Genomic DNA, 18,794 nt, shown 5'->3' on the forward strand with positions numbered 1-18,794 from the left:
GCTCGTCAGGGGAGTCCCGGCCGCGTCGCGTCGGTCGCCCGCTCGGTACAGCCGCCCGGTCGGCCGCGGCTGTCAGCCGCGGCGCATACGTGCGGCCAGGGTGTGGCCGATGAACAGATACACCAGGGCCGGCAGACCGTAGTTGAGAACGGTCCGCAGCCACTCGACATCCATGGTGAACAGGTCGTGTGACCAGCCTGCCAGCCACCGGGCGGCATCATGGACGACGTTGACGAGATCGTTGGCTGGGTTGGCGTCGAGGAGCGCGAACAGGATCCACAGGCCGAGGATGACCGCGGTGACGTCCGCCACGACCGCCAGGACGGTCGCGGCCTGATTGCTTCTGGAGCGGTAACGTGGGGACATGCCGGTCCGGATTGCCCGTCCGGCCGGAACCAAACCCACTGGGTTGCCACCGGACCGCTCAACCGTTCGATGCGATCCATCAACTCAGCAGGTCAGGCAGGGGTTCAGCTAGTGAGCTCGGCCAGCACCCGCAGTGTCTCGTCGTCCGGCGAGAGCGCCAGCAGATCCGTGACCGGACCCGAGCGCCACATCTCCAGCCGCTCCGCGATCCGTTCCTTCGGGCCGACGAGGGAGATCTCGTCGGCGAACGCGTCCGGCACCGCGTCGATCGCCTCGGCGCGGCGGCCCGCGAGAAACAGCTCCTGGACCCGCCGCGCCTCGTGGCCGTAACCGAGCCGCGCCATCAGATCGGCGTGGAAGTTACGTGCCGCGTGGCCCATACCGCCGATGTAGAAGCCGAGCATCGCCTTGACCGGTCTCAGTCCCTCCGCGATGTCCTGGCAGACCCGCACCTGCGCCATCGCCGCCACCATGAAGCCCTCGCGCGCCTCGGCGAGCGCCGCCGCGTACAGCTCCGTGCGCAGCGGCGACCAGTACAGCGGCAGCCAGCCGTCGGCGATCCGCACCGTCTGCGCGATGTTCTTGGGCCCCTCGGCGCCGAGCAGTACGGGCAGATCGGGGCGGAGCGGATGGACGATCGGCTTGAGCGGCTTGCCGATCCCGGTGGCGTCAGGACCGGTGTACGGCAGCGGGTGGTGGCGCCCCTCGAGCCGCACCGGTGCCTCCCGGCGCAGCACCTGCCGGATGACGTCGACGTACTCACGGGTGGCGGTCAGCGGACTGGCGGGGAACGGCCGTCCGTACCAGCCCTCCACCACCTGCGGCCCGGACAGTCCGAGGCCGAGCATCATCCGCCCGCCGGAGAGATGGTCCAGGGTGAGCGCCTGCATCGCGGTGGCGGTCGGGGTACGGGCGGCCATCTGCGCCACCGCCGTGCCCAGCCGGATCCGGCTGGTGTGCGCGGCGATCCAGGTCAGCGGGGTGAAGGCGTCCGAGCCCCAGGACTCGGCGGTCCACACCGAGTGGTATCCCAACCGGTCGGCCTCCCGGGCCAGTTCCGGATGGCGGGGGTCGGGGCCGCGGCCCCAGTAGCCGAGTGCCAGGCCGAGCCGCATCATCTCCCCTTCCCTCCGGCGCGGTTGACGGTCTGTCAGCCGATGCGCCGGACTGTACGGGCCGGTAGGGGGGAATGGCAACGGCCCCCCGTCCGTGACCGGGCGGGGGGCCGTTGCCGACGAGACGGGAGATCAGCCGCGCTGGATCCCCGTGGTGTCCTGGAGGACGCCGCGACGGCCGTCCTGGGTCTGGGCGACCAGCGCCTGACCACGCTGCTCGACCGCGAGGTACCAGGTGCCGGGGGCCAGTTCGGCGATGGTGTTCGACGAACCGTCCTCGGCGTACAGCGGACGGGCCACCGGCACGGCGAACCAGAACGGCGAGAAGTCGCCGCCACCGGCCGGGGCCGGGGCCGGAGCCGCCGGACCGGGCTGGCCGCCGAACGGCTGGCCACCGGGCTGCGGCTGACCGGGCTGCGCACCGAACGGCGCCGGGGCGCCGGCCTGGGCACCCGGGCCCGGGTAGCCGTAACCGGGCTGCGGGGGCTGGTGGCCGTACGGGGACGGAGCCGCCGGACCGCCGGCCATCAGCGGTGCGGCCAGGGCCGGGACGCGGGGGGTCGCGATGACCGCCGCCGCCATGGCGAGGGTGGCCAGCAGTGCGAGGATCGCACCGACGCCCACGCTCCCCCCGTCCGGGGTGGCGATGAGGCTCCAGAGCGAGTTCCACGCGGACACCACGACGAAGCCCGCGCCCCACTGGCTGAGGGTGAGCCCGCTGATCTTACGGGTTTCCGGCTGGAAGCGCCCGGCGACGACCAGCCCCGCGCCGATCAGACCGATCAGGAACACCGCGGGGAGCGTGATCAGGAGCTTGTCCATGTCCCACGCGTTCGGCAGGTCGAGCTTGTCGCAGTAGGGGCCGTCGCAATCGGCTGAGTAGAACTCGAGGAAGGAGGCGATGAAGAGCAACACCGCTGCTCCGATCACCACGCCGTCGCCTCGAGTGAGCGAGCGGATGTTCAACGTGAGGTCCTTTGTCGGTTTCGTCTGTACTAGCGCTGCCGCCATGCGCTTGGCGCTGAAGGCGTCGGGGGTGGGCCCCATCGTACGGGTGAATCTTTGCGCGGAGAGCAGGGGTGTCCCATCGGTATCCCGCTCGTGACCTCCCGTTCGGATGCGGAGACGCTACCCGTTCAAGAAGTCCGTAATGCCCTGTGCGATACCGCGCGCCGCCCGCTCCCGCCAGTGTGCGTCGGTGAGATGCGCCGCGTCCTTCGCGTCGCGCATGTTGCCGCATTCGATGAACACCTTGGGAACGGTGGAGAGATTGAGACCGCCGAGATCTCCCCGAACGTTCAACCCGCTGCCGTCTCCGACGTAGTCGGCCGGTTCGCTGCCGGTCTCCCTGGTGAACGAGTCGAGCAGCCGTTCCCCGAGACGGCGGGAGGGTTTGGTGATGGCCGAGGTGTCGGCGCCCCCGCCGTGCACCCCCTTGGGCAGGATGATGTGGAAGCCGCGCTCCCCGGGGCCCGCGCCGTCGGCGTGGACGGAGACGACGGCGTCCGCCTGGGCCTTGTTGCCGATCTCGGCGCGCTCGTCGACACACGGTCCGTACGCCGTCTTGCCGTCCTGGGTGAACTTCACCGTGGCGCCGCGGGCTTCGAGCAGGGCGCGGGCACGGCGCGCGACATCGAGGGTGAACGACGCCTCGGCGTAACCGGAGTTGGTCGCCGTCCCGGTGGTGTCGCATTCCTTCTTGTTGGTGCCGATGTCCACGCGGCGGGCGATCTGTGCGGGGTGGTCGCGGTTGTTCGGATTGTGACCCGGGTCGATCACCACGACCTTCCCCTTGAGCGCGGTGTCCGGTGCGGTGCCCGGCGCGGTGCCCGGTCCGGGGGAGGAGGGCGGCCGGGACGACGGCGGCGGGGACGAGGTGGACGACGCCGTGGGCGTACCGGAGCCGCCCGCGCGTCCGCCGCCCCCCTCCGGGTCCGAGCCGCCCAGGTGGCTCCACAGCAGCCAGCCCGCGCAGCACACGGGGATCAGGGCGGCCAGGACGACGGCCAGGGTGCCGCCGCGACGGCCGGGTGCGGGAGGAAAGCTGCCGTAGGACACGCAGGCGATGGTAGCCGGGCCGGATGACGCGCCGGGGGCGTCGCGGATTATGCGCCGGGGGCGCCGCCCTCCAGCGGCCCGGCGGTGCGGCGCAGCACCCGCAGCGAGCGGGTCGCGGAGACCTCGGTGAAGGCGCCGGACTCCAGCGCGCGGCGGTAGATACGGTACGGCGCCTGGCCGCCGTCGGCCGGGTCCGGGAAGACGTCGTGCACGACCAGCAGCCCGCCGGGAGCGACATGCGGCGCCCAGCCCTCGTAGTCGGCGGTGGCGTGCTCGTCGGTGTGGCCGCCGTCGATGAACACCAGCCCCACCTGCCGTCCCCAGACCGACGCGGCCCGCGGGGAGCGGCCGACGACCGCGATGACGTGGTCCTCCAGACCCGCGGCGTGCAGGGTACGGCGGAAGGTGGGCAGCGTGTCCATCCGCCCCACCTCGGGGTCGACGACCTCCGGGTCGTGGTACTCCCAGCCGGGCTGCTGCTCCTCGGAGCCGCGGTGGTGGTCGACGGTGACGGCGACCGTGCCCGCCGCACGGGCGGCGTCGGCCAGCAGGATGGTGGAGCGCCCGCAGTAGGTGCCGACCTCGACGAGGGGCAGCCGCAGCGCGGTGGCCGCCTGGTGGGCGGCGGCGTACAGGGCGAGCCCCTCGTCGACGGGCATGAAGCCCTTGGCCGCCTCGAACGCGGCGAGGATCGTGCTGTCGGGGGCCGTGGCGGCGGCGGGCTGTGTCGTCACCCGGTCATCCTGCCGTACCGCCGCGGCGGTACGGCAGGAGGGGCCGGAGCATGGCCGGGCTGAGCGGCCTCGCTGACGTCCGGTGCGGTTCGGTCGCGCCCCGAAGGGGCGCGGGGCTGTGTCGATGTGCGGCTCCGCCGGTCGGGTGCGGCCGGCCGCGACGCGGCGGTGGACGAACGACCGCACCTCGCGGCACTTCCCGCGGAGCGCCTGGGTCGCGAGTCCTAGGACCACCGCGGCCCGGATGCGCCGAAATGCCGATGCGGGTGCCGGGGCCGGACTGACAGCATCAGGGGCCATGGGCGCTCATACTCCTTACCCGGAATCGTCGGCCACCGAACGCACCACCGGTCCCGCTCCCGCCACCTCCCCGCCCGCGGCGCGGGCCGCGCCACCGGTCTGGTCGGTGCTGCTCGCCGCCTGCGCCGGTCAGTTCCTCGTGGTGCTCGACGTCTCCGTCGTCAACGTTGCGCTGCCGGCGATGCGTTCGTCGCTGGGGCTCGGCGAGACCGGCCTCCAGTGGGTCGTCAACGCCTATGTGCTCACCTTCGCGGGCTTCCTGCTGCTCGGCGGGCGCGCGGCGGACCTCTTCGGACGCAAGCGGGTGTTCCTGCTGGGCCTCGGCCTGTTCACCGCCGCCAGCCTGGCGGGCGGGCTGGCACAGGAACCGTGGCAGCTGATCGCGGCGCGCGCCGTACAGGGCGTGGGTGCCGCGGTGGTCTCCCCCGCCACGCTCACCATCCTCACCACCACCTTCCCGCACGGTTCGGCCCGCACCCGGGCCATCGGCACCTGGACCGCGGTCGGTGCGGGCGGGGGAGCGGCGGGCGGGCTGGTCGGCGGACTGCTCACCGAGTATCTGTCCTGGCGCTGGGTGCTGCTGGTCAATGTGCCGGTGGGCGTCCTGGTCCTGGTGGCGGGCGCGGTGTGGCTGGCCGAGAGCCGGTCCGGCGCCGTGCGCCGGCTCGACATACCGGGTGCGGTGCTCGTCACGGCGGGGCTCGCGGCCCTCGCGTACGGCATCGTCCAGACCGAGTCGTACGGCTGGGGCGCGGCCGCCTCGCTGGCCCCGCTGCTGGCCGGACTGGCGCTGCTCGGCGCCTTCCTGGCCGTGGAGGCCCGTACCCGGGAGCCGCTGATGCCGCTGCGGCTGTTCCGGGTCCGTTCGGTGACGGCGGCGAACGCGGCGATGACGGTGTTCGGCGCCGGGATGTTCGCCATGTGGTATTTCATGTCGCTCTACTTGCAGAACGTGTTGCACTACAGCCCGGTCAAGGCCGGTCTCGCCTTTCTTCCCTACTCCCTGTCGATCGTCCTCGGATCGAAGCTGGCGCCCCGGCTGATGGCGCGGTTCGACGGGAAGACGGTCGCGATGGTGGGCGGCACCCTGGTGGTGGCCGGTTTCGCCTGGCAGAGCCGGATGGACGCGGACGGCACCTTCCTCGGCACGGTCCTGGGCCCGGCCGTGGTGATGTCGCTGGGATCGGGGCTGCTGATGACCCCGCTGGCCGCCGCGGCCACGTCGGGGGCGACGCCGTCCGAGGCCGGTCTGGTGTCCGGCCTGGTCAACACCTCCCGGCAGATGGGCGGTGCGCTGGGCCTGAGTGTGCTGGCGACGGTGGCGGCCGAGCGGATCTCGGCCGCGCGCGGCGACGGGGACACCGCGGACCAGGCGCTCGCCGCGGGCTACGCCCAGGCGTTCACCGTGGCCACCGGGATCATCGCGGTGTCCACGGTGCTGATCGCGGTGACACTGCCGCGTACGTCCGCCGTCACCGCGGGGCCGGGCGGTGAGGGCACGGACCGCCCGGCGTAGCCCGGTTGCTACAGCCAGCCGTTCTGCCGGGCCGCCCGGACCGCCTCCATCCGGTTGCGGGTCTGGGTCTTGCCGATGGCCGAGGAGAGGTAGTTGCGCACGGTGGCCGGGGAAAGATGCACCTTGGCCGCGATGTCGGCCACCGTCGCACCGTCCACCGCCGCCGTCAGCACATCGCGTTCGCGCCGGGTGAGCGGATTGGGCCCGGCGCTCAGCGCGGCGGCGGCGAGCCCGGGATCGATGACGCGCTCGCCCGCCAGCACCCGGCGCACCGCCACCGCCAGCTCCTCCACCGGCCCGTCCTTGACCAGGAATCCGGCCGCCCCGGCCTCCATCGCCCGGCGCAGATAGCCCGGGCGGCCGAAGGTGGTGAGGATCAGCACCTGGCAGTCCGGAAGCGCCTGGCGCAGGTCGGCGGCGGCGTCCAGCCCGCTGCGGCCGGGGAGTTCGATGTCCAGCAGCGCGACGTCGGGCCGGGTCTCCAGCGCCCGGGGCACGATCTCGTCGCCGTCGCCGACCTGCGCGACGATCTCGAAATCCACCTCGAGTCCGAGCAGCAGGGCCAGCGCGCCCCGCATCATCCCCTGGTCCTCGGCCAGCAGTAGCTTGATCACGCCGTTCGGGCTCCCTCGTCGGTGCTCTGCACCTGGTCCTCCGTGCCCACCCGCACTCCGTCCGCCGACTCGTCCACCATCAGCTCGTCCACCGTTTCGTCCACCGGCAGTTCGGCGACGAGCCGGAAGCCGCGGCGGCCGTCGGGTCCGGCCGTCAGCGCACCGCCCGCCGCCGACAGCCGCTCGGCCAGCCCCTTCAGACCGGTGCCGCCGACCGTGCCGTTCCCGCGCGCGGTGGCCGGGCCCGTGATGGCCGGGTCCGCGGTGGCCGGAGCCGTACCCGCCGGATCCGCGGTGGTGTGCGCACCGGCGGTACGGGAGCCTACGCCCCGTCCGTCGTCGGTGATCTCCAGCCGTACCCGGTCGGTGCCACCGCGGATCCCGATCGCGCACCGCCGCGCCCCGCTGTGCCGGACCACATTGGTGACGCCCTCGCGGACCACCCACCCCAGCAGCGCTTCGGTCTGCGGGGGCAGCGGCGGCCCGGACCGGTGTACGGCGGCCTCGACACCGGAGGCGTCCAGCAGTGAGGCGGCCCGCTCCAGTTCGGTGGCCAGACTGCCGTCGCGATAGCCGGTGACGGCCTCGCGGATCTCGGTGAGCGCCTGCCGTCCGACCGCCTCGATGTCCGCGGCCTGGCCGAGCGCCGCCTCCAGGTCGTGCGGGGCGAGCCGCCGCACCGCCTCCGCCTTGACCACCACCACCGACATGGTGTGGCCGAGCAGATCGTGCAGATCGCGGGAGAAGCGCAGCCGTTCCTTCTCCACCGCCGTCCGGGCCAGCTCCTGGCGGGTGGCGCGGAGTTGGGCCACGGTCTCGAAGAGCGACAGGATGGCGGCCGTCACCAGCCCGGAGAGCACGGTCCCGTACGCCACCGTCAGCGTGTCCGAGGACCCGCCGCGCAGCCCCGAGATGACCCCCGCCGACCCGGCGAAGAGCAGGATGAACGGCCCCAGCCGCCGCCCCCGGAGCACGATTCCGGTGGCCAGCGACAGCAGCGGGAAGCACAGCAACCAGTCCTTGGCGTAGCCGATGGCCAGTGCGTAGGTGACCACGGCCAGTCCGGCGAGCGCGGCCTGCGGCACCCGAGTGTGGCGGCGCCGCCCGTCCAGACCGGCGAAGACGGCGGTGGTGTAGAGCGCCACGAAGGCCGCCACCCCCAGGCCGCCGAGCCAGGGCAGCGGGGTGTCGCCCCGGACGAGGGCGTGCACATCACCGCTGAGCATGAAGAGCCAGGGCAGGAAGGCATAGCGGCCGGGGGGTCTGAGCCGCTCGATCTCCGCGGTAGTGGCGTACATGGCACGCACTGTATGCAAGCCCCCCATGACCTGGGCAGATGCGGATGTGTAGGGATGGCCGTGACATATGTCCCGAGCAAAACTGACAGAGTGTCAGCACTCTTCCCAGTGCTGGGGGATTGGGCTATACATGGGGCCATCGGCTAGAACGCGTTCTCGTTCTCCGCGGACCCGGCCCCGGCGGCCGGACGTGCGTGGCGCGGATCTGCCGACCAGATGCGACCCCGGCGCGGCCGACGGTGCGGACGGGCGGGCCGGGGTCTTCGCACGGTGGGGGTTCAGCCCGCCGTGCCGCCGTGGCCGAGGAACCGAGGAGTGCTGTCGCCCTATGCCCATCGATGCCGCCAAGGCCGTCTCGGCCGAACCCCGGACCACGGCTCTCACCTGGGGCCACAAGGACATCCAGCTCTACCACCTCGGCATCGGGGCCGGAACCCCGGCCACCGACCCCGGTGAACTCCGCTACACCCTGGAGAGCCGGCTGCATGTCCTCCCCAGCTTCGCCACCGTGGCGGGCGGCGGAATGGCCCTCGCGGGGGGCTTGAGCGCACCCGGGATCGACGTCGACCTCGCCGCCGTGCTGCACGGCGGACAGTCCGTCGAACTGCACCGGCCCATCCCGGTCAACGGCCAGGCCACCCAGATGTCCAAGGTGGCCGCGGTGTACGACAAGGGCAAGGCCGCGGTGATCGTGTTGCGGACCGACGCCGCCGACGCCGACGGACCGCTGTGGACCTGCGACACCCGGATCTTCGTCCGCGGCGAGGGCGGCTTCGGCGGTGAGCGCGGCCCCTCCGAACGGGTGGAGCCCCCGGCCCGCGAGCCCGACCACACCGTGGAACGGGCCATCCGCCAGGACCAGGCGCTGCTGTACCGGCTGTCCGGCGACTGGAACCCGTTGCACGCCGACCCCGAGTTCGCCAAGGGCGCCGGGTTCGACCGGCCCATCCTGCACGGGCTGTGCTCGTACGGCATGGTGCTCAAGGCGGTCGTGGACACGGCGCTGGGCGGCGATGTGGCCCGGGTCCGCGCGTACACCACCCGTTTCGCCGGGGTGGTCTTCCCCGGCGAGACCCTGTGCGTCCGGATGTGGCGGGACGGCGCGGAGCCCGCCGCCCGGGGCGCCGATGCCGCCGACGCCCCCCAGGCCACCGACGGCCCGGGCCGCATCCATGTGACGGCCACGGCCGTCGAACGGGACGGTGCGCCCGTCCTCACCGACACCACCGTCGAGCACGCTTGACCCAGTGACCCAGGAGGAGGCGCCGTGCGCGCGGCCGTACTGCACGAGACGGGGCAGGACACGCTGGAAGTCCTCGACGGCATCGAGCCGGTGGGCTTCGGCCCCGGCAGGGTCCGGCTGCGCGTCAGGGCCACCGGACTGTGCCACTCCGACCTCTCCGCGATGAGCGGTGTCCTGCCGCAGCCCGCGCCCTTCGTGCCCGGACACGAGGGCGCGGGCGAGATCCTGGAGGTCGGCGCGGGCGTGACCGGGCTGAGCGCGGGCGACCGGGTACTGGTGTGCTGGCTGCCCGCCTGCGGCGGCTGTCCGTCCTGCCGCCGTGGCCAGCCGCATCTGTGCCTGGCCGGTTTCATGAACGCCGGAGTCCCCAACTACCGCCGCCCCGGCGGCGGTCCGGCGGAGGTCTTCGGCTTCGCGGGCACCGGCACCTTCGCCGAGGAGGTCGTGCTGCCCGCCCCCTGCGCCGTACCGATACCCGACGACGTGCCGTACGACATCGCGGCCCTCATCGGCTGCGGGGTGACCACCGGGCTCGGGGCGGTGTTCACCACCGCGCGGGTGGCGGCCGGTTCGTCGGTCGCCGTCATCGGCTGCGGCGGCGTCGGCCTCAGCGTCGTCCAGGGGGCCAGGGCGGCGGGCGCGGCCCAGATCGTCGCCGTCGACCCGGTCGAAGCGCGGCGCGAGGCGGCGCTGCGGTTCGGCGCCACCGAGGCGGTCGCTCCGGACGGCCTCGCCGACGCCCGGAACAGCGTCACCGCGGGGGAGGGCTTCGACTACGTCTTCGAGGTGGTCGGCCGCTCCGCCACCGCCCGCACCGCCTACGAGACCACCCGACGCGGCGGCACCCTGTGCGTCGTCGGCGCGGGCGCCTCCGACGACCTGCTCCAACTCAACATGTTCGAGCTGTTCTTCGACGAGAAGCGGATCCTGCCGTCGCTCTACGGCGGCGGCGATGTGCTGCGCTCCTACGAGCGGACCATCGCGCTGTGGCGGGCGGGCCGGATCGACCTCGAAGGGCTGATCACCCACCGGGTGCGGCTGAACGAGATCAACGACGCGCTCGACCAGATGCGGACCGGGGAGGCGCTGCGCACATGCATCGAGATCTGAAACCGTCCGGGGGCCGGCCGCTGGCGGGGAAGACCGCGATCGTCACCGGCGCCGGACGCGGCCTCGGCCGCGCCGAAGCGCTCGAACTGGCCCGGCTCGGCGCCCAGGTCGTCGTCAACGACTTCGGCCAGGGCGGCCGCGACGGCTCGGGCGAGGCGTCCGCCGGACCGGCCGAGCGGGTCGCCGAGGAGATCCGCTCCTCCGGCGGCCGCGCCACCGCCCACGCCGGTGACGTGGCCGACTTCGACCAGGCCCGGGCACTGGTTCAGCTCGCCGTCGACACCTATGGCGCGCTGGACATCCTGGTCAACAACGCGGGCATCCTCCGCGACCGGATGATCTTCTCCATGTCCGAGGAGGAGTGGGACTCGGTCATCCGCGTCCACCTCAAGGGCCACTTCAACACCACCCGCTTCGCCGCCGCCCACTGGCGCGAACGCTCCAAGGCCACCCGCGGCGGCCCGGTCCACGGCCGTATCGTCAACACCTCCTCCGAGGCGTTCCTCGCCGGATCCCCGGGCCAGCCCAACTACGCCGCCGCCAAGGGCGGCATCGTCGGCCTGACCACCTCCACGGCGGGCGCGCTGGCCAAGTACGGCGTGACGGCCAACGTCATCTGTCCCCGCGCGCGGACGCGGATGACGGAGGACGTCTTCGCCGACTTCGACCTCCCCGAGGACGGCCGCCTCGACCCCCTCGCGCCCGAACACGTCGCCCCCCTCGTCGGCTATCTCGCCTCACCCCGCGCGGCCAAGGTCAGCGGCCAGGTGTTCGTGGTCCACGGCGGCATGGTGGCCATCCTGGAACGGCCCAAGGTGGCGGCCAGAGTGGACGCGGCCAAGGACACGTTCGGCTTCGAGGAGCTGGACGACGTCCTGACCCCGTACTTCGCGGGGCGCGGCGCGGAGAGTTTCGCGGCGGTGGAAGTGCTGGGGCTCAAGCGGGGCCAGTCCCGCGTGCCGTGAGTCTCTCCGGCGGCCGGGTTGCCCTGGCCCTCGCCCCGCGCTTGCCTTCGGGCCGGGCCGGGCGAGGGAGCCACCGCGCCCGGCGTTGGCCCCCACGTCAGCCCCGAAGGTGACGCGGTGGCCGCTTCGTGCGCCTCCGGACGCGCCGGGAGTACCGTCGGAGTGTCGAGTCCGGAATGGAGTTCAGCATGCGCGACGACACTCATATCGGCTCCAGGCTGCGCGACATCCGCAAACGTCGCGGCCTGACTCAGCGAGAACTGGCCACGGCCTCCGGCGTATCACTGTCCCTGATCCGAAAGCTGGAGCAGGCCGAACTCAGCGACACACGGATGGAGACCGCCCGTAGATTGGCTGAAGCGCTTCGCGTCCACACCAGTACGCTCCTGGACCGCGACGATGAGGAGCCGCGAGGCGACGCCGCCGAGCCCTGGTTGCCGCTTCAGCACGCCGTGCAGGTCGCGGCGGACCGGACGGGGGAGGCCCCGACAGTGGCGGGCGTCAGCGAACTGCTGCCCGAGGTGCGCCGGGCGTACTTCGCCAACCACCTCGGTGAGTTGACCGACCTGTTGGCCCCGCTCCTGGGGGACGCCGACGTGCTTGGGGACTCCACGCAGGCGCGCGACGTACGGTCGCACCTGTTGCAGATCGCGGGCTCCGTGCTCACCCAGGTTCGTCAGTACGAGGCGGCTGAGACGGCGCTGCGTCGCGCTCTGGACGACGCCCCGGACCGGCTGCGCGCCGCCGGGATCATCACCACATGGAGCTGGCTGCTCGTCCGCCAGGGGAAGCTGGCCGCGTCCCGGGAGCTGGCCACCCGATGGGCTGACGACGTCGAGCCGCGGATGTCCCGGGCGACACCGGAGGAACTGGCCGCGTGGGGCTGGCTGCTGATGCAGGCGTCGGCCGCCAACCTGCGGGACAACCGCAGGGGCGAGGCCGCGGACACGATGCGCCTTGCCCGGTCCGTTTCCGTGGTGCTGGGGCGCGAACTGCCGCGCGGCTCCAGTCGCCTGACGACGTGGGGCCCGACCACGGTCCGCTACAAGGCGGCGGAGCGGCACATCGTGCTGGACGAGCCGGACAAGGTACTGCGCGCGGCGCGCGGGCGGGGCGGTCAGGTGGTGAGCACCGAGTACCACCGGCACCGGTTGGACGTGGCGAAGGCGCACACGATGCTGAGGCAGTACGGGGAAGCGGTCGAGGTACTGAGCGGTGTACACGCCGAGGCACCTGAATGGCTGGCGAGCCAGCGATACGCCCGGGACATCCTGGGGGATGTGGTGCAGAGGCGAAGGACGCTGACGCCGGAGATGCGGACACTGGCCGACGCGGTCGGCCTCCCGATGTGAGGTGACGCTCCTTGGCACCTCCGTCGGTCAGCCGACGGAAGTGCCATTGAGCAGCGACGGACGACTCACTTAGCGTAACGGCACGGATGCAAAAGGCCGCTGAGGAGCCGTGTCGTGATCGCTGAACCAGAGCCACCCCAGCCGTGGACACCGCCCAACACCAAGGACGTCGAGTTGTTACCCGTAGGGCGGTGGTGGGACGCCGTCCGGGTGGCGCCCCCGGTCGCGGCCCGCGCTCTGGGGGCGCTCGGCGAGGCGTCCGGCGCCGTCATCCAGGACACCTACGGCACCCTCTACTGGCTCGTGGCGGTCGGCTCGGCCCGCACCTCGCATCTGCGCCACGTCCGCGTGCTCACCGCGCTCGCCGACGAGAGCACCTACCTCGGCGTACCGCCCGCCTCCTGGACCGAGGGCCCCGGTCCCCACTGGCGCGTACCCCTGACCGACGGTCGCCACCTGACCGACGCCCACGCGCTGTGGACGGCGCTCACCGAAATCCTCCGCGACGAAATCGGACGCGCCCCCGAGGGGCGACAGTTGTGCTACCGCTGCCAACTCCCGACCGACGAACCGGTCATCGTCGGCGAGGAACACGGCGGCAGCATCGGCGGCGGCACGATCTACGTCTGCCCTCAGCACGCCGCGTACTACCCGGCACACCTCCGGATCCCGCTGATCCCCGCACGCGGCCAGGGAGGCGGGATCTGATGGCCGCCTCTCCGTCCACCCCTCAACTGGCCGCACTGCTCGCCACGGTGGACCCCGGCAAGCTCACCTACGGCCAGCCCCAGGGCTGGAACTGCGCCCTGTGCGGCAAGCCGCTGCGTGAGGATCAACTCCTCGGCACCGTCGAGATGACCTACGGCGGGGACACCACCGAGCAGGTCGAGCTGTGGGTGTGCCGCCCGCTGTGCCGGGCGGTGGCCCCTGATGCGTAGTGCCGTCTGGTGCGCACTGCGCACGTGCCTGGTCCTCGCGGCAGCCGCGTCGCTACTGAGCACGGTCGTCGCCCTGTGCGTAGCGGGAGATCCGGCCCGATAGGGCCACCCTCCCATCGTGACTGCCCGTCCCGGTCCTCGAGCGCCAGGGTCCGGGGCGCGGCCCCGAAGTGATCTCAGACGCGGCCCGGAGTCACGAGGCGCTTTCGTCCGGGCGGCGGTGGCGGCCGTGCACCGGCGCCTGTGCCTCCTCCGACGTGGCCTGCTGTCCCCGGTGCCTGCCCTGACCTGCGGCATCGGCCTGGTTCGCGGCCGCCTCGCGCGGACGCGCCTGGGTCGTGTCGATCTGGGTTTCGGACATGTGGGTAGTCACCCCGTCAAATCGCTCCGTACTGTGCGAGGGAGGCCGGAAGCGAGGCGGGCAGCGACATCACCATGCGCGCCACCCCAAACGCTCCGCCGATGCACGAAACGCATGGCTGCGCAGCCCCCGGGCCCGAGTCTAACCAGGGCGCTGATCTCTGACCCACCGGGGTGGACGGGGCTGGAGCGGGCGCGCGAGCGGTGCCTGTTGCAGCGGTACGGGGCGCAGCGCGTCGGCCGAACCGTGCGCCGCGAGGGCCGCCGCGGCCGCGGCCGTCGCGTCGGCCACCGGGTCCGGCCCGAGTCCGGCCTCGGTCTCCGGCCCGGTCTGCTCCACCCCGGCCCACGAGCCGGTCCCGCCCCAGGGCTCGACCCCGGACATCGACTCGCCGTCCCCGCCCTTGACCCTCGTCCACGGGGTGATCCGGGCGGTGGCCGGAATGGCCACGGGCTCGGTACGCGCGGTCTGCCCCGCCCGTCGTACGACGCGGGCGGCGGTGGGTGCGGACGGCAGACCGGCGCCGCGCACCACCGGCGCGCCATGTGCAGCCTCCGCGCCGCGTGGCACCTCCGTCGTCCGCAGCATGGCCGCGACACGTGGAATCTCGGCGGTGCGAACCAACTCCCCGGGCCGGGGCGACTCAGTGGTCCGGCGCATCTCCGTCATGCGCAGGATTTGCCCGGTGCGGGGCATTTCCGTCGTGTCAGGCATGGCATCGTTTCGGGACGACTCCGCCGTGCGGTGTCTCTCCCCGGTGCGGGGTGCCTCTCCCGTGTGGCGGGTCTCCCCGGTGCGGGGCGCCTCCCCGGTGCGTGGGATCTCCGCCGTGCGGGGCAACTCGCCGGTGCCGGGCGCCTGTGTCGTGCGGTGTCTCTCCCCGGTGCGGGGCGCCTCCCCGGTGCGTGGGATCTCCGCCGTGCGGGGGAACTCCTCGGCGCCGGGCGCCTGTGCCATGCGGTGGGCCTTGCCGGTGCCGGGCATCTCGCCGGTGCGTGGGATCTCCGCCGTGCGGGGGAACTCCTCGGCGCCGGACGCCTGTGCCATGCGGTGGGCCTTGCCGGTGCGGCGCATCTCCCCGGTGTGGGGCATCCCCGCAATGCTGGGCGACTCCCTGGTGCCGGGCGCCTGTGCCGTGCGGTAGGTCTCGGCGGTGCCTGGCATCTCGCCGGTGCGGCGCATCTCCCCGGTGCGGGGCGGCTCCCCGGTGCGTGGGGTCTCCGCCGTGCGGGGGAACTCCTCGGTGCCGGGCGCCTGTGCCGTGCGGTAGGTCTCGGCGGTGCCTGGCATCTCGCCGGTGCGGCGCATCTCCCCGGTGCGGGGCGGCTCCCCGGTGCGTGGGGTCTCCGCCGTGCGGGGGAACTCCTCGGTGCCGGGCGCCTGTGCCGTGCGGTAGGTCTCGGCGGTGCCTGGCATCTCGCCGGTGCGGCGCATCTCCCCGGTGCGGGGCACCCCCCCGGAGCGTGGGGTCTCCGCCGTGCGGGGCAACTCCCTGGTGCCGGTTACCTGTGCCGTGCCATAGGGCGCCCCGCCACCGGGCAACTCCGCCCCGCCACCGGGCAACTCCGCCCCGCCGCCGGGCAACTCCGCCCCGCCGCCGGGCGACTCCGCGGTCCGGCGCATCTCCGCCACGCGCACCGTCTCCCCGGTGCGGGGCATCTCCGCGGTGCGCGGTACCTGAACCGTGCGCGCGACCTCGACCATGCGCGGCATTTCGGCCGCGCTCCGCGTCTCGGCCGCACGCCGCGTCTCGGCCGCGCCCCAACCCTCCGCCGGACCCCAACCCTCCGCCGGGCCCCGCAGCTCACCCCCGCCCAACGCCACCCCGCCCAGCGTCTCCCCCGATCCCGACAGCCCCGCCCCGCGCCTCCGCTCCGTCATCGGCTCCGGCAGCCACACCCGCGCCACCCCGCATGCGACCCGCCGTGTCGCGTACGGCAGCAGCAGTTCGCCCTCGCGCGTCATCAGGCCCGCGCCCGGCAGCCAGCCGCCCGGGGCGGAGAAGTGGTGCAACCGCCGGTCGGCCGGGCGCCATACGCCGATCCAGGGGCGGCCGGCCGGGCCGTCGACGCGGAAGGCCACCGCGCACGCCTCCGGGGTGAGCACCTGGCCCGGCTGGACCGCGAACGGTGTCGCCTCCGACTGGGCCGCCGGGCGCAGACAGTCGGGGAAGCGGACCGGGCGGGTGCTGCCCAGCACGCCCCACCCCAGCCGCTCGTCCCCGGGGGCGTCGGACCGTAGGAGCAGCAGTCCGCTGTCCGGGTCGGCGAGCAGCAGCCGGTCGTTGCTGCGCTCGGTGATCTGGAGCAGCGGGCTGGTCTCGCCGCCGCGCCCCAGGTCGACCACGACCGTCTTGGTCCGGCCGTCGAGTTCGCGGTCGAGGGCGAGCAGCCGGCCCGTACGGTCCAGCCAACTGCCGCCCGTACAGCGGCCGGGCACCTCGGCCAGGTGCTGGGGGACGAGGCCGCCGTGCACCAGCCAGACGGAGGTGGAGCGCTCCCCGCGGGCCAGGGCGAACGCCGACAGACCGCCCGGCGCGGGGGGCAGCAGCGAGACCTCGGCGCGGTCGAGGGCGCCCAGCAGCCGTTCGCCGGTGCCCGGACCGGCCGGGTAGAGCAGGGAGAAGGCGTGGTGCCCGGCCACCCGACGGTGGATCAGCACCTGCCCGTCGGCGAGCGGCAGCAGCTCGCTGTCCGGCTCCTCGGGCTGGGCGGCGGGCAGCGGGACGGCGTACGGCTCGGGTCCGTCCAGCGTCCAGCGCTCGGGGTACCAGCAGCGCGTCTCGGCGCTGAGCGCGAGCCGTGCGCCGTACGAGCCGTCGGCGGCGACGGTGAACCTCTCCCGGGCAGCGCCGTCACGGGCGGAACCCCGGGCGGAACCCCGGGCGGACCCCTCGCGCCGCCGGGCGCTGACGCCCGCGGCGATGGCGGCGTCGAAGGCACAGGCAGTCATAGATCAGTCACCTCCGGCCACTGAACGTAGTTTTTCTCCTGTCCGGCAACGGCTGAAAGGGTCCTGCTCCACCCGTAAGTGTGGCGATTGCCCGATTCGCCTGAGACGTCTCGGGTGAATGTGCTGTAAGCGACGGCGTGCCGCGTTGCGCCCGGAGCTCCGCTCTCCGGGGCCCGCCACCGGTCGCGGTGAGTGAAGGCGGGGGCAGGGCTTACCCGTGATCCGGGAGGTAGCCTTGCTCCGTGCCCGCACTCAACGACGTCCTCGCCGCCCTCGACGCACTCTGGCCGCCCGAGCGGGCGGAGCAGTGGGACGCCGTCGGCACGGTGTGCGGAGACCCCGATGCCGAGGTCAGCCGTGTGCTGTTCGCCGTCGACCCCGTCCAGGAGGTCGCCGACGAAGCGGTGCGGCTCGGCGCCGATCTGCTGGTCACCCACCATCCGCTCTATCTGCGGGGCACGACCACGGTCGCCGCCTCCACCTTCAAGGGCCGGGTGGTGCACACCCTGATCAAGAACGACATCGCACTGCATGTCGCGCACACCAATGCCGACAGCGCCGACCCCGGTGTCTCCGACGCCCTCGCCGGTGCGCTCGGGCTGCGGATCACCGGTCCGCTGGTGCCCGATCCGGCCGACCCCACGGGCCGCCGCGGCCTCGGCCGGGTCTGCGAGCTGGACCACCCGCAGACGCTGCGGGAGTTCGCCGAGCGCGCCGCCGGCTCCCTGCCCGCCACCGCCCAGGGGGTCCGCGCCGCGGGCGACCCGGACCGCACCATCCGTACGGTCGCGGTCTGCGGCGGCTCCGGCGACAGCCTCTTCGGTGAGGTGCGGGCGGCCGGTGTCGACGCGTATCTGACCGCCGATCTGCGCCACCACCCGTCCTCGGAGGCGCGTGAGCACAGCGATCTCGCACTGGTGGACGCCGCGCACTGGGCCACCGAGTGGCCATGGACCGAGCAGGCCGCCGCCCAGCTCGACGAGATCTCCGACCGGCACGGCTGGGATCTGCGCACCCATGTCTCCCGTACGGTCACCGACCCCTGGACGGCCCACGCCTCGGCGCACGCCCCGGCCCACGCCTTCTCCGTCTAAGCCTTCCGGCCCTCAACACCCCTGGAGCCCCACGCTGAACGCCGCGCCCGCCGACCAGATCCGCCTGCTGGACGTCCAGGCCCTCGACGTCCGGCTCTCGCAGCTCGCGCACAAGCGCAGGACGCTGCCCGAGCACGCCGAGATCGACGCCCTGAACGCCGACCACACCCAGCTGCGCGATCTGCTGGTCGCCGCGCAGACCGAGGAGAGCGACACCGCCCGCGAGCAGACCAAGGCGGAGCAGGACGTGGACCAGGTGCGCCAGCGCGCCGCCCGCGACCAGAAGCGGCTGGACTCCGGGGCCGTCACCTCCCCGAAGGACCTGGAAAACCTCCAGCACGAGATCGCCTCGCTCGCCAAGCGCCAGGGCAACCTGGAGGACGTGGTGCTCGAGGTCATGGAGCGCCGGGAGTCCGCGCAGGAGCGGGTCATCGAGCTGACCGGCCGGGTGGAGTCCCTCCAGTCCAAGATCGTTGACGCCACCTCGCGCCGGGACACCGCGGCCGAGGAGATCGACACCGAGATCGCCTCCATCACCAAGGAGCGCGAGGTCATCGCCGGGACCGTGCCCGCCGATCTGCTGAAGCTCTACGACAAGCTGCGCGAGCAGCAGGGCGGTGTCGGTGCGGCCCGGCTCTACCAGCGGCGCTGCGACGGCTGCCGTCAGGAGCTGGCCATCACCGAGCTGAACGAGGTGCGGGCGGCGGCGCCCGACACGGTCGTGCGCTGCGAGAACTGCCGCCGGATCCTGGTGCGTACGCCCGAGTCGGGGCTGTAG

17 protein-coding genes and 1 pseudogene are annotated in these 18,794 nt (G+C 73.2%); 9 read left to right on the plus strand and 9 right to left on the minus strand.

All coding sequences use genetic code 11. The features are described 5' to 3' along the window. Nucleotides 1-72 precede the first annotated feature (72 nt). The 5 genes from HUT19_RS28740 to HUT19_RS28760 form a co-directional block, all read right to left on the minus strand. Nucleotides 73-366 (minus strand): hypothetical protein, encoded by a 294-nt coding sequence (locus HUT19_RS28740; RefSeq protein WP_176183227.1) that lies wholly within the window; start codon nucleotides 364-366, stop codon nucleotides 73-75. A 104-nt stretch (nucleotides 367-470) separates the two neighbouring features. Next, nucleotides 471-1,481 (minus strand): LLM class F420-dependent oxidoreductase, encoded by a 1,011-nt coding sequence (locus HUT19_RS28745; protein ID WP_176187419.1) that lies wholly within the window; start codon nucleotides 1,479-1,481, stop codon nucleotides 471-473. A 132-nt stretch (nucleotides 1,482-1,613) separates the two neighbouring features. Next, nucleotides 1,614-2,447: a DUF5336 domain-containing protein gene (locus tag HUT19_RS28750; protein WP_176183228.1), complete on the minus strand. Its 834-nt coding sequence runs from the start codon at nucleotides 2,445-2,447 to the stop codon at nucleotides 1,614-1,616. 162 nt (nucleotides 2,448-2,609) lie between these two features. Then, nucleotides 2,610-3,539 (minus strand): N-acetylmuramoyl-L-alanine amidase, encoded by a 930-nt coding sequence (locus tag HUT19_RS28755; protein WP_176183229.1) that lies wholly within the window; start codon nucleotides 3,537-3,539, stop codon nucleotides 2,610-2,612. A 47-nt stretch (nucleotides 3,540-3,586) separates the two neighbouring features. Continuing rightward, a complete protein-coding gene (locus HUT19_RS28760) occupies nucleotides 3,587-4,198 on the minus strand; it encodes a class I SAM-dependent methyltransferase (RefSeq protein WP_176187421.1) in 612 nt (203 codons plus the stop codon). Nucleotides 4,199-4,571: 373 nt separating this feature from the next. Here HUT19_RS28760 and HUT19_RS28765 point away from each other — a divergent pair, with 373 nt between their 5' ends. Beyond that, the gene (locus HUT19_RS28765; RefSeq protein WP_176183230.1) at nucleotides 4,572-6,089 is read left to right on the plus strand and encodes an MFS transporter; all 1,518 of its coding nucleotides are present in this window, start codon (nucleotides 4,572-4,574) and stop codon (nucleotides 6,087-6,089) included. Nucleotides 6,090-6,097: 8 nt separating this feature from the next. Here the strand turns inward: HUT19_RS28765 and HUT19_RS28770 are convergent, their stop codons facing one another. Both HUT19_RS28770 and HUT19_RS28775 read right to left on the minus strand, forming a co-directional pair. Then, nucleotides 6,098-6,703, minus strand: a complete 606-nt coding sequence (locus HUT19_RS28770) for a response regulator transcription factor (RefSeq protein WP_176183231.1) — start codon at nucleotides 6,701-6,703, stop codon at nucleotides 6,098-6,100. Further along, nucleotides 6,700-8,001, minus strand: a complete 1,302-nt coding sequence (locus HUT19_RS28775; RefSeq protein ID WP_176183232.1) for a sensor histidine kinase — start codon at nucleotides 7,999-8,001, stop codon at nucleotides 6,700-6,702. The genes HUT19_RS28770 and HUT19_RS28775 overlap by 4 nt, the downstream gene beginning before the upstream one ends. A 328-nt stretch (nucleotides 8,002-8,329) precedes the next feature. Here HUT19_RS28775 and HUT19_RS28780 point away from each other — a divergent pair, with 328 nt between their 5' ends. From HUT19_RS28780 to HUT19_RS28805, 6 genes are all read left to right on the plus strand, one after another. Further along, complete coding sequence (locus tag HUT19_RS28780) at nucleotides 8,330-9,244, plus strand: MaoC/PaaZ C-terminal domain-containing protein (RefSeq protein WP_176183233.1); 915 nt, start codon at nucleotides 8,330-8,332, stop codon at nucleotides 9,242-9,244. A gap of 24 nt (nucleotides 9,245-9,268) precedes the next feature. Next, nucleotides 9,269-10,354: a Zn-dependent alcohol dehydrogenase gene (locus HUT19_RS28785; RefSeq protein ID WP_176183234.1), complete on the plus strand. Its 1,086-nt coding sequence runs from the start codon at nucleotides 9,269-9,271 to the stop codon at nucleotides 10,352-10,354. Next, nucleotides 10,339-11,319 (plus strand): 3-oxoacyl-ACP reductase, encoded by a 981-nt coding sequence (locus tag HUT19_RS28790; protein ID WP_176183235.1) that lies wholly within the window; start codon nucleotides 10,339-10,341, stop codon nucleotides 11,317-11,319. Before HUT19_RS28785 ends, HUT19_RS28790 begins: the two co-directional genes overlap by 16 nt. A 188-nt stretch (nucleotides 11,320-11,507) precedes the next feature. Continuing rightward, nucleotides 11,508-12,671 carry a helix-turn-helix transcriptional regulator gene (locus HUT19_RS28795; protein WP_176183236.1) on the plus strand — a complete coding sequence of 388 codons (1,164 nt, stop codon included), beginning with the start codon at nucleotides 11,508-11,510 and terminating at the stop codon, nucleotides 12,669-12,671. Between the two features lie 114 nt (nucleotides 12,672-12,785). After that, nucleotides 12,786-13,379 (plus strand): hypothetical protein, encoded by a 594-nt coding sequence (locus HUT19_RS28800; RefSeq protein ID WP_254885841.1) that lies wholly within the window; start codon nucleotides 12,786-12,788, stop codon nucleotides 13,377-13,379. Continuing rightward, a complete protein-coding gene (locus HUT19_RS28805) occupies nucleotides 13,379-13,609 on the plus strand; it encodes a hypothetical protein (protein WP_254885842.1) in 231 nt (76 codons plus the stop codon). The genes HUT19_RS28800 and HUT19_RS28805 overlap by 1 nt, the downstream gene beginning before the upstream one ends. 193 nt (nucleotides 13,610-13,802) lie before the next feature. Here HUT19_RS28805 and HUT19_RS28810 read toward each other — a convergent pair whose 3' ends face one another. Further along, nucleotides 13,803-13,970, minus strand: coding sequence for a hypothetical protein (locus tag HUT19_RS28810; RefSeq protein WP_176183237.1), 168 nt, complete (start codon nucleotides 13,968-13,970; stop codon nucleotides 13,803-13,805). A 1,887-nt stretch (nucleotides 13,971-15,857) separates the two neighbouring features. After that, nucleotides 15,858-16,922 (minus strand): annotated as a pseudogene (locus HUT19_RS43305) (hypothetical protein); the annotation flags it as partial. A gap of 242 nt (nucleotides 16,923-17,164) precedes the next feature. Here HUT19_RS43305 and HUT19_RS28820 point away from each other — a divergent pair. Both HUT19_RS28820 and HUT19_RS28825 read left to right on the plus strand, forming a co-directional pair. Then, a complete protein-coding gene (locus tag HUT19_RS28820) occupies nucleotides 17,165-18,016 on the plus strand; it encodes a Nif3-like dinuclear metal center hexameric protein (RefSeq protein ID WP_176183239.1) in 852 nt (283 codons plus the stop codon). A gap of 34 nt (nucleotides 18,017-18,050) precedes the next feature. Further along, nucleotides 18,051-18,794, plus strand: a complete 744-nt coding sequence (locus HUT19_RS28825; protein ID WP_176187427.1) for a zinc ribbon domain-containing protein — start codon at nucleotides 18,051-18,053, stop codon at nucleotides 18,792-18,794.

This window comes from Streptomyces sp. NA02950 (genome assembly GCF_013364155.1).
Taxonomy (GTDB): domain Bacteria; phylum Actinomycetota; class Actinomycetes; order Streptomycetales; family Streptomycetaceae; genus Streptomyces.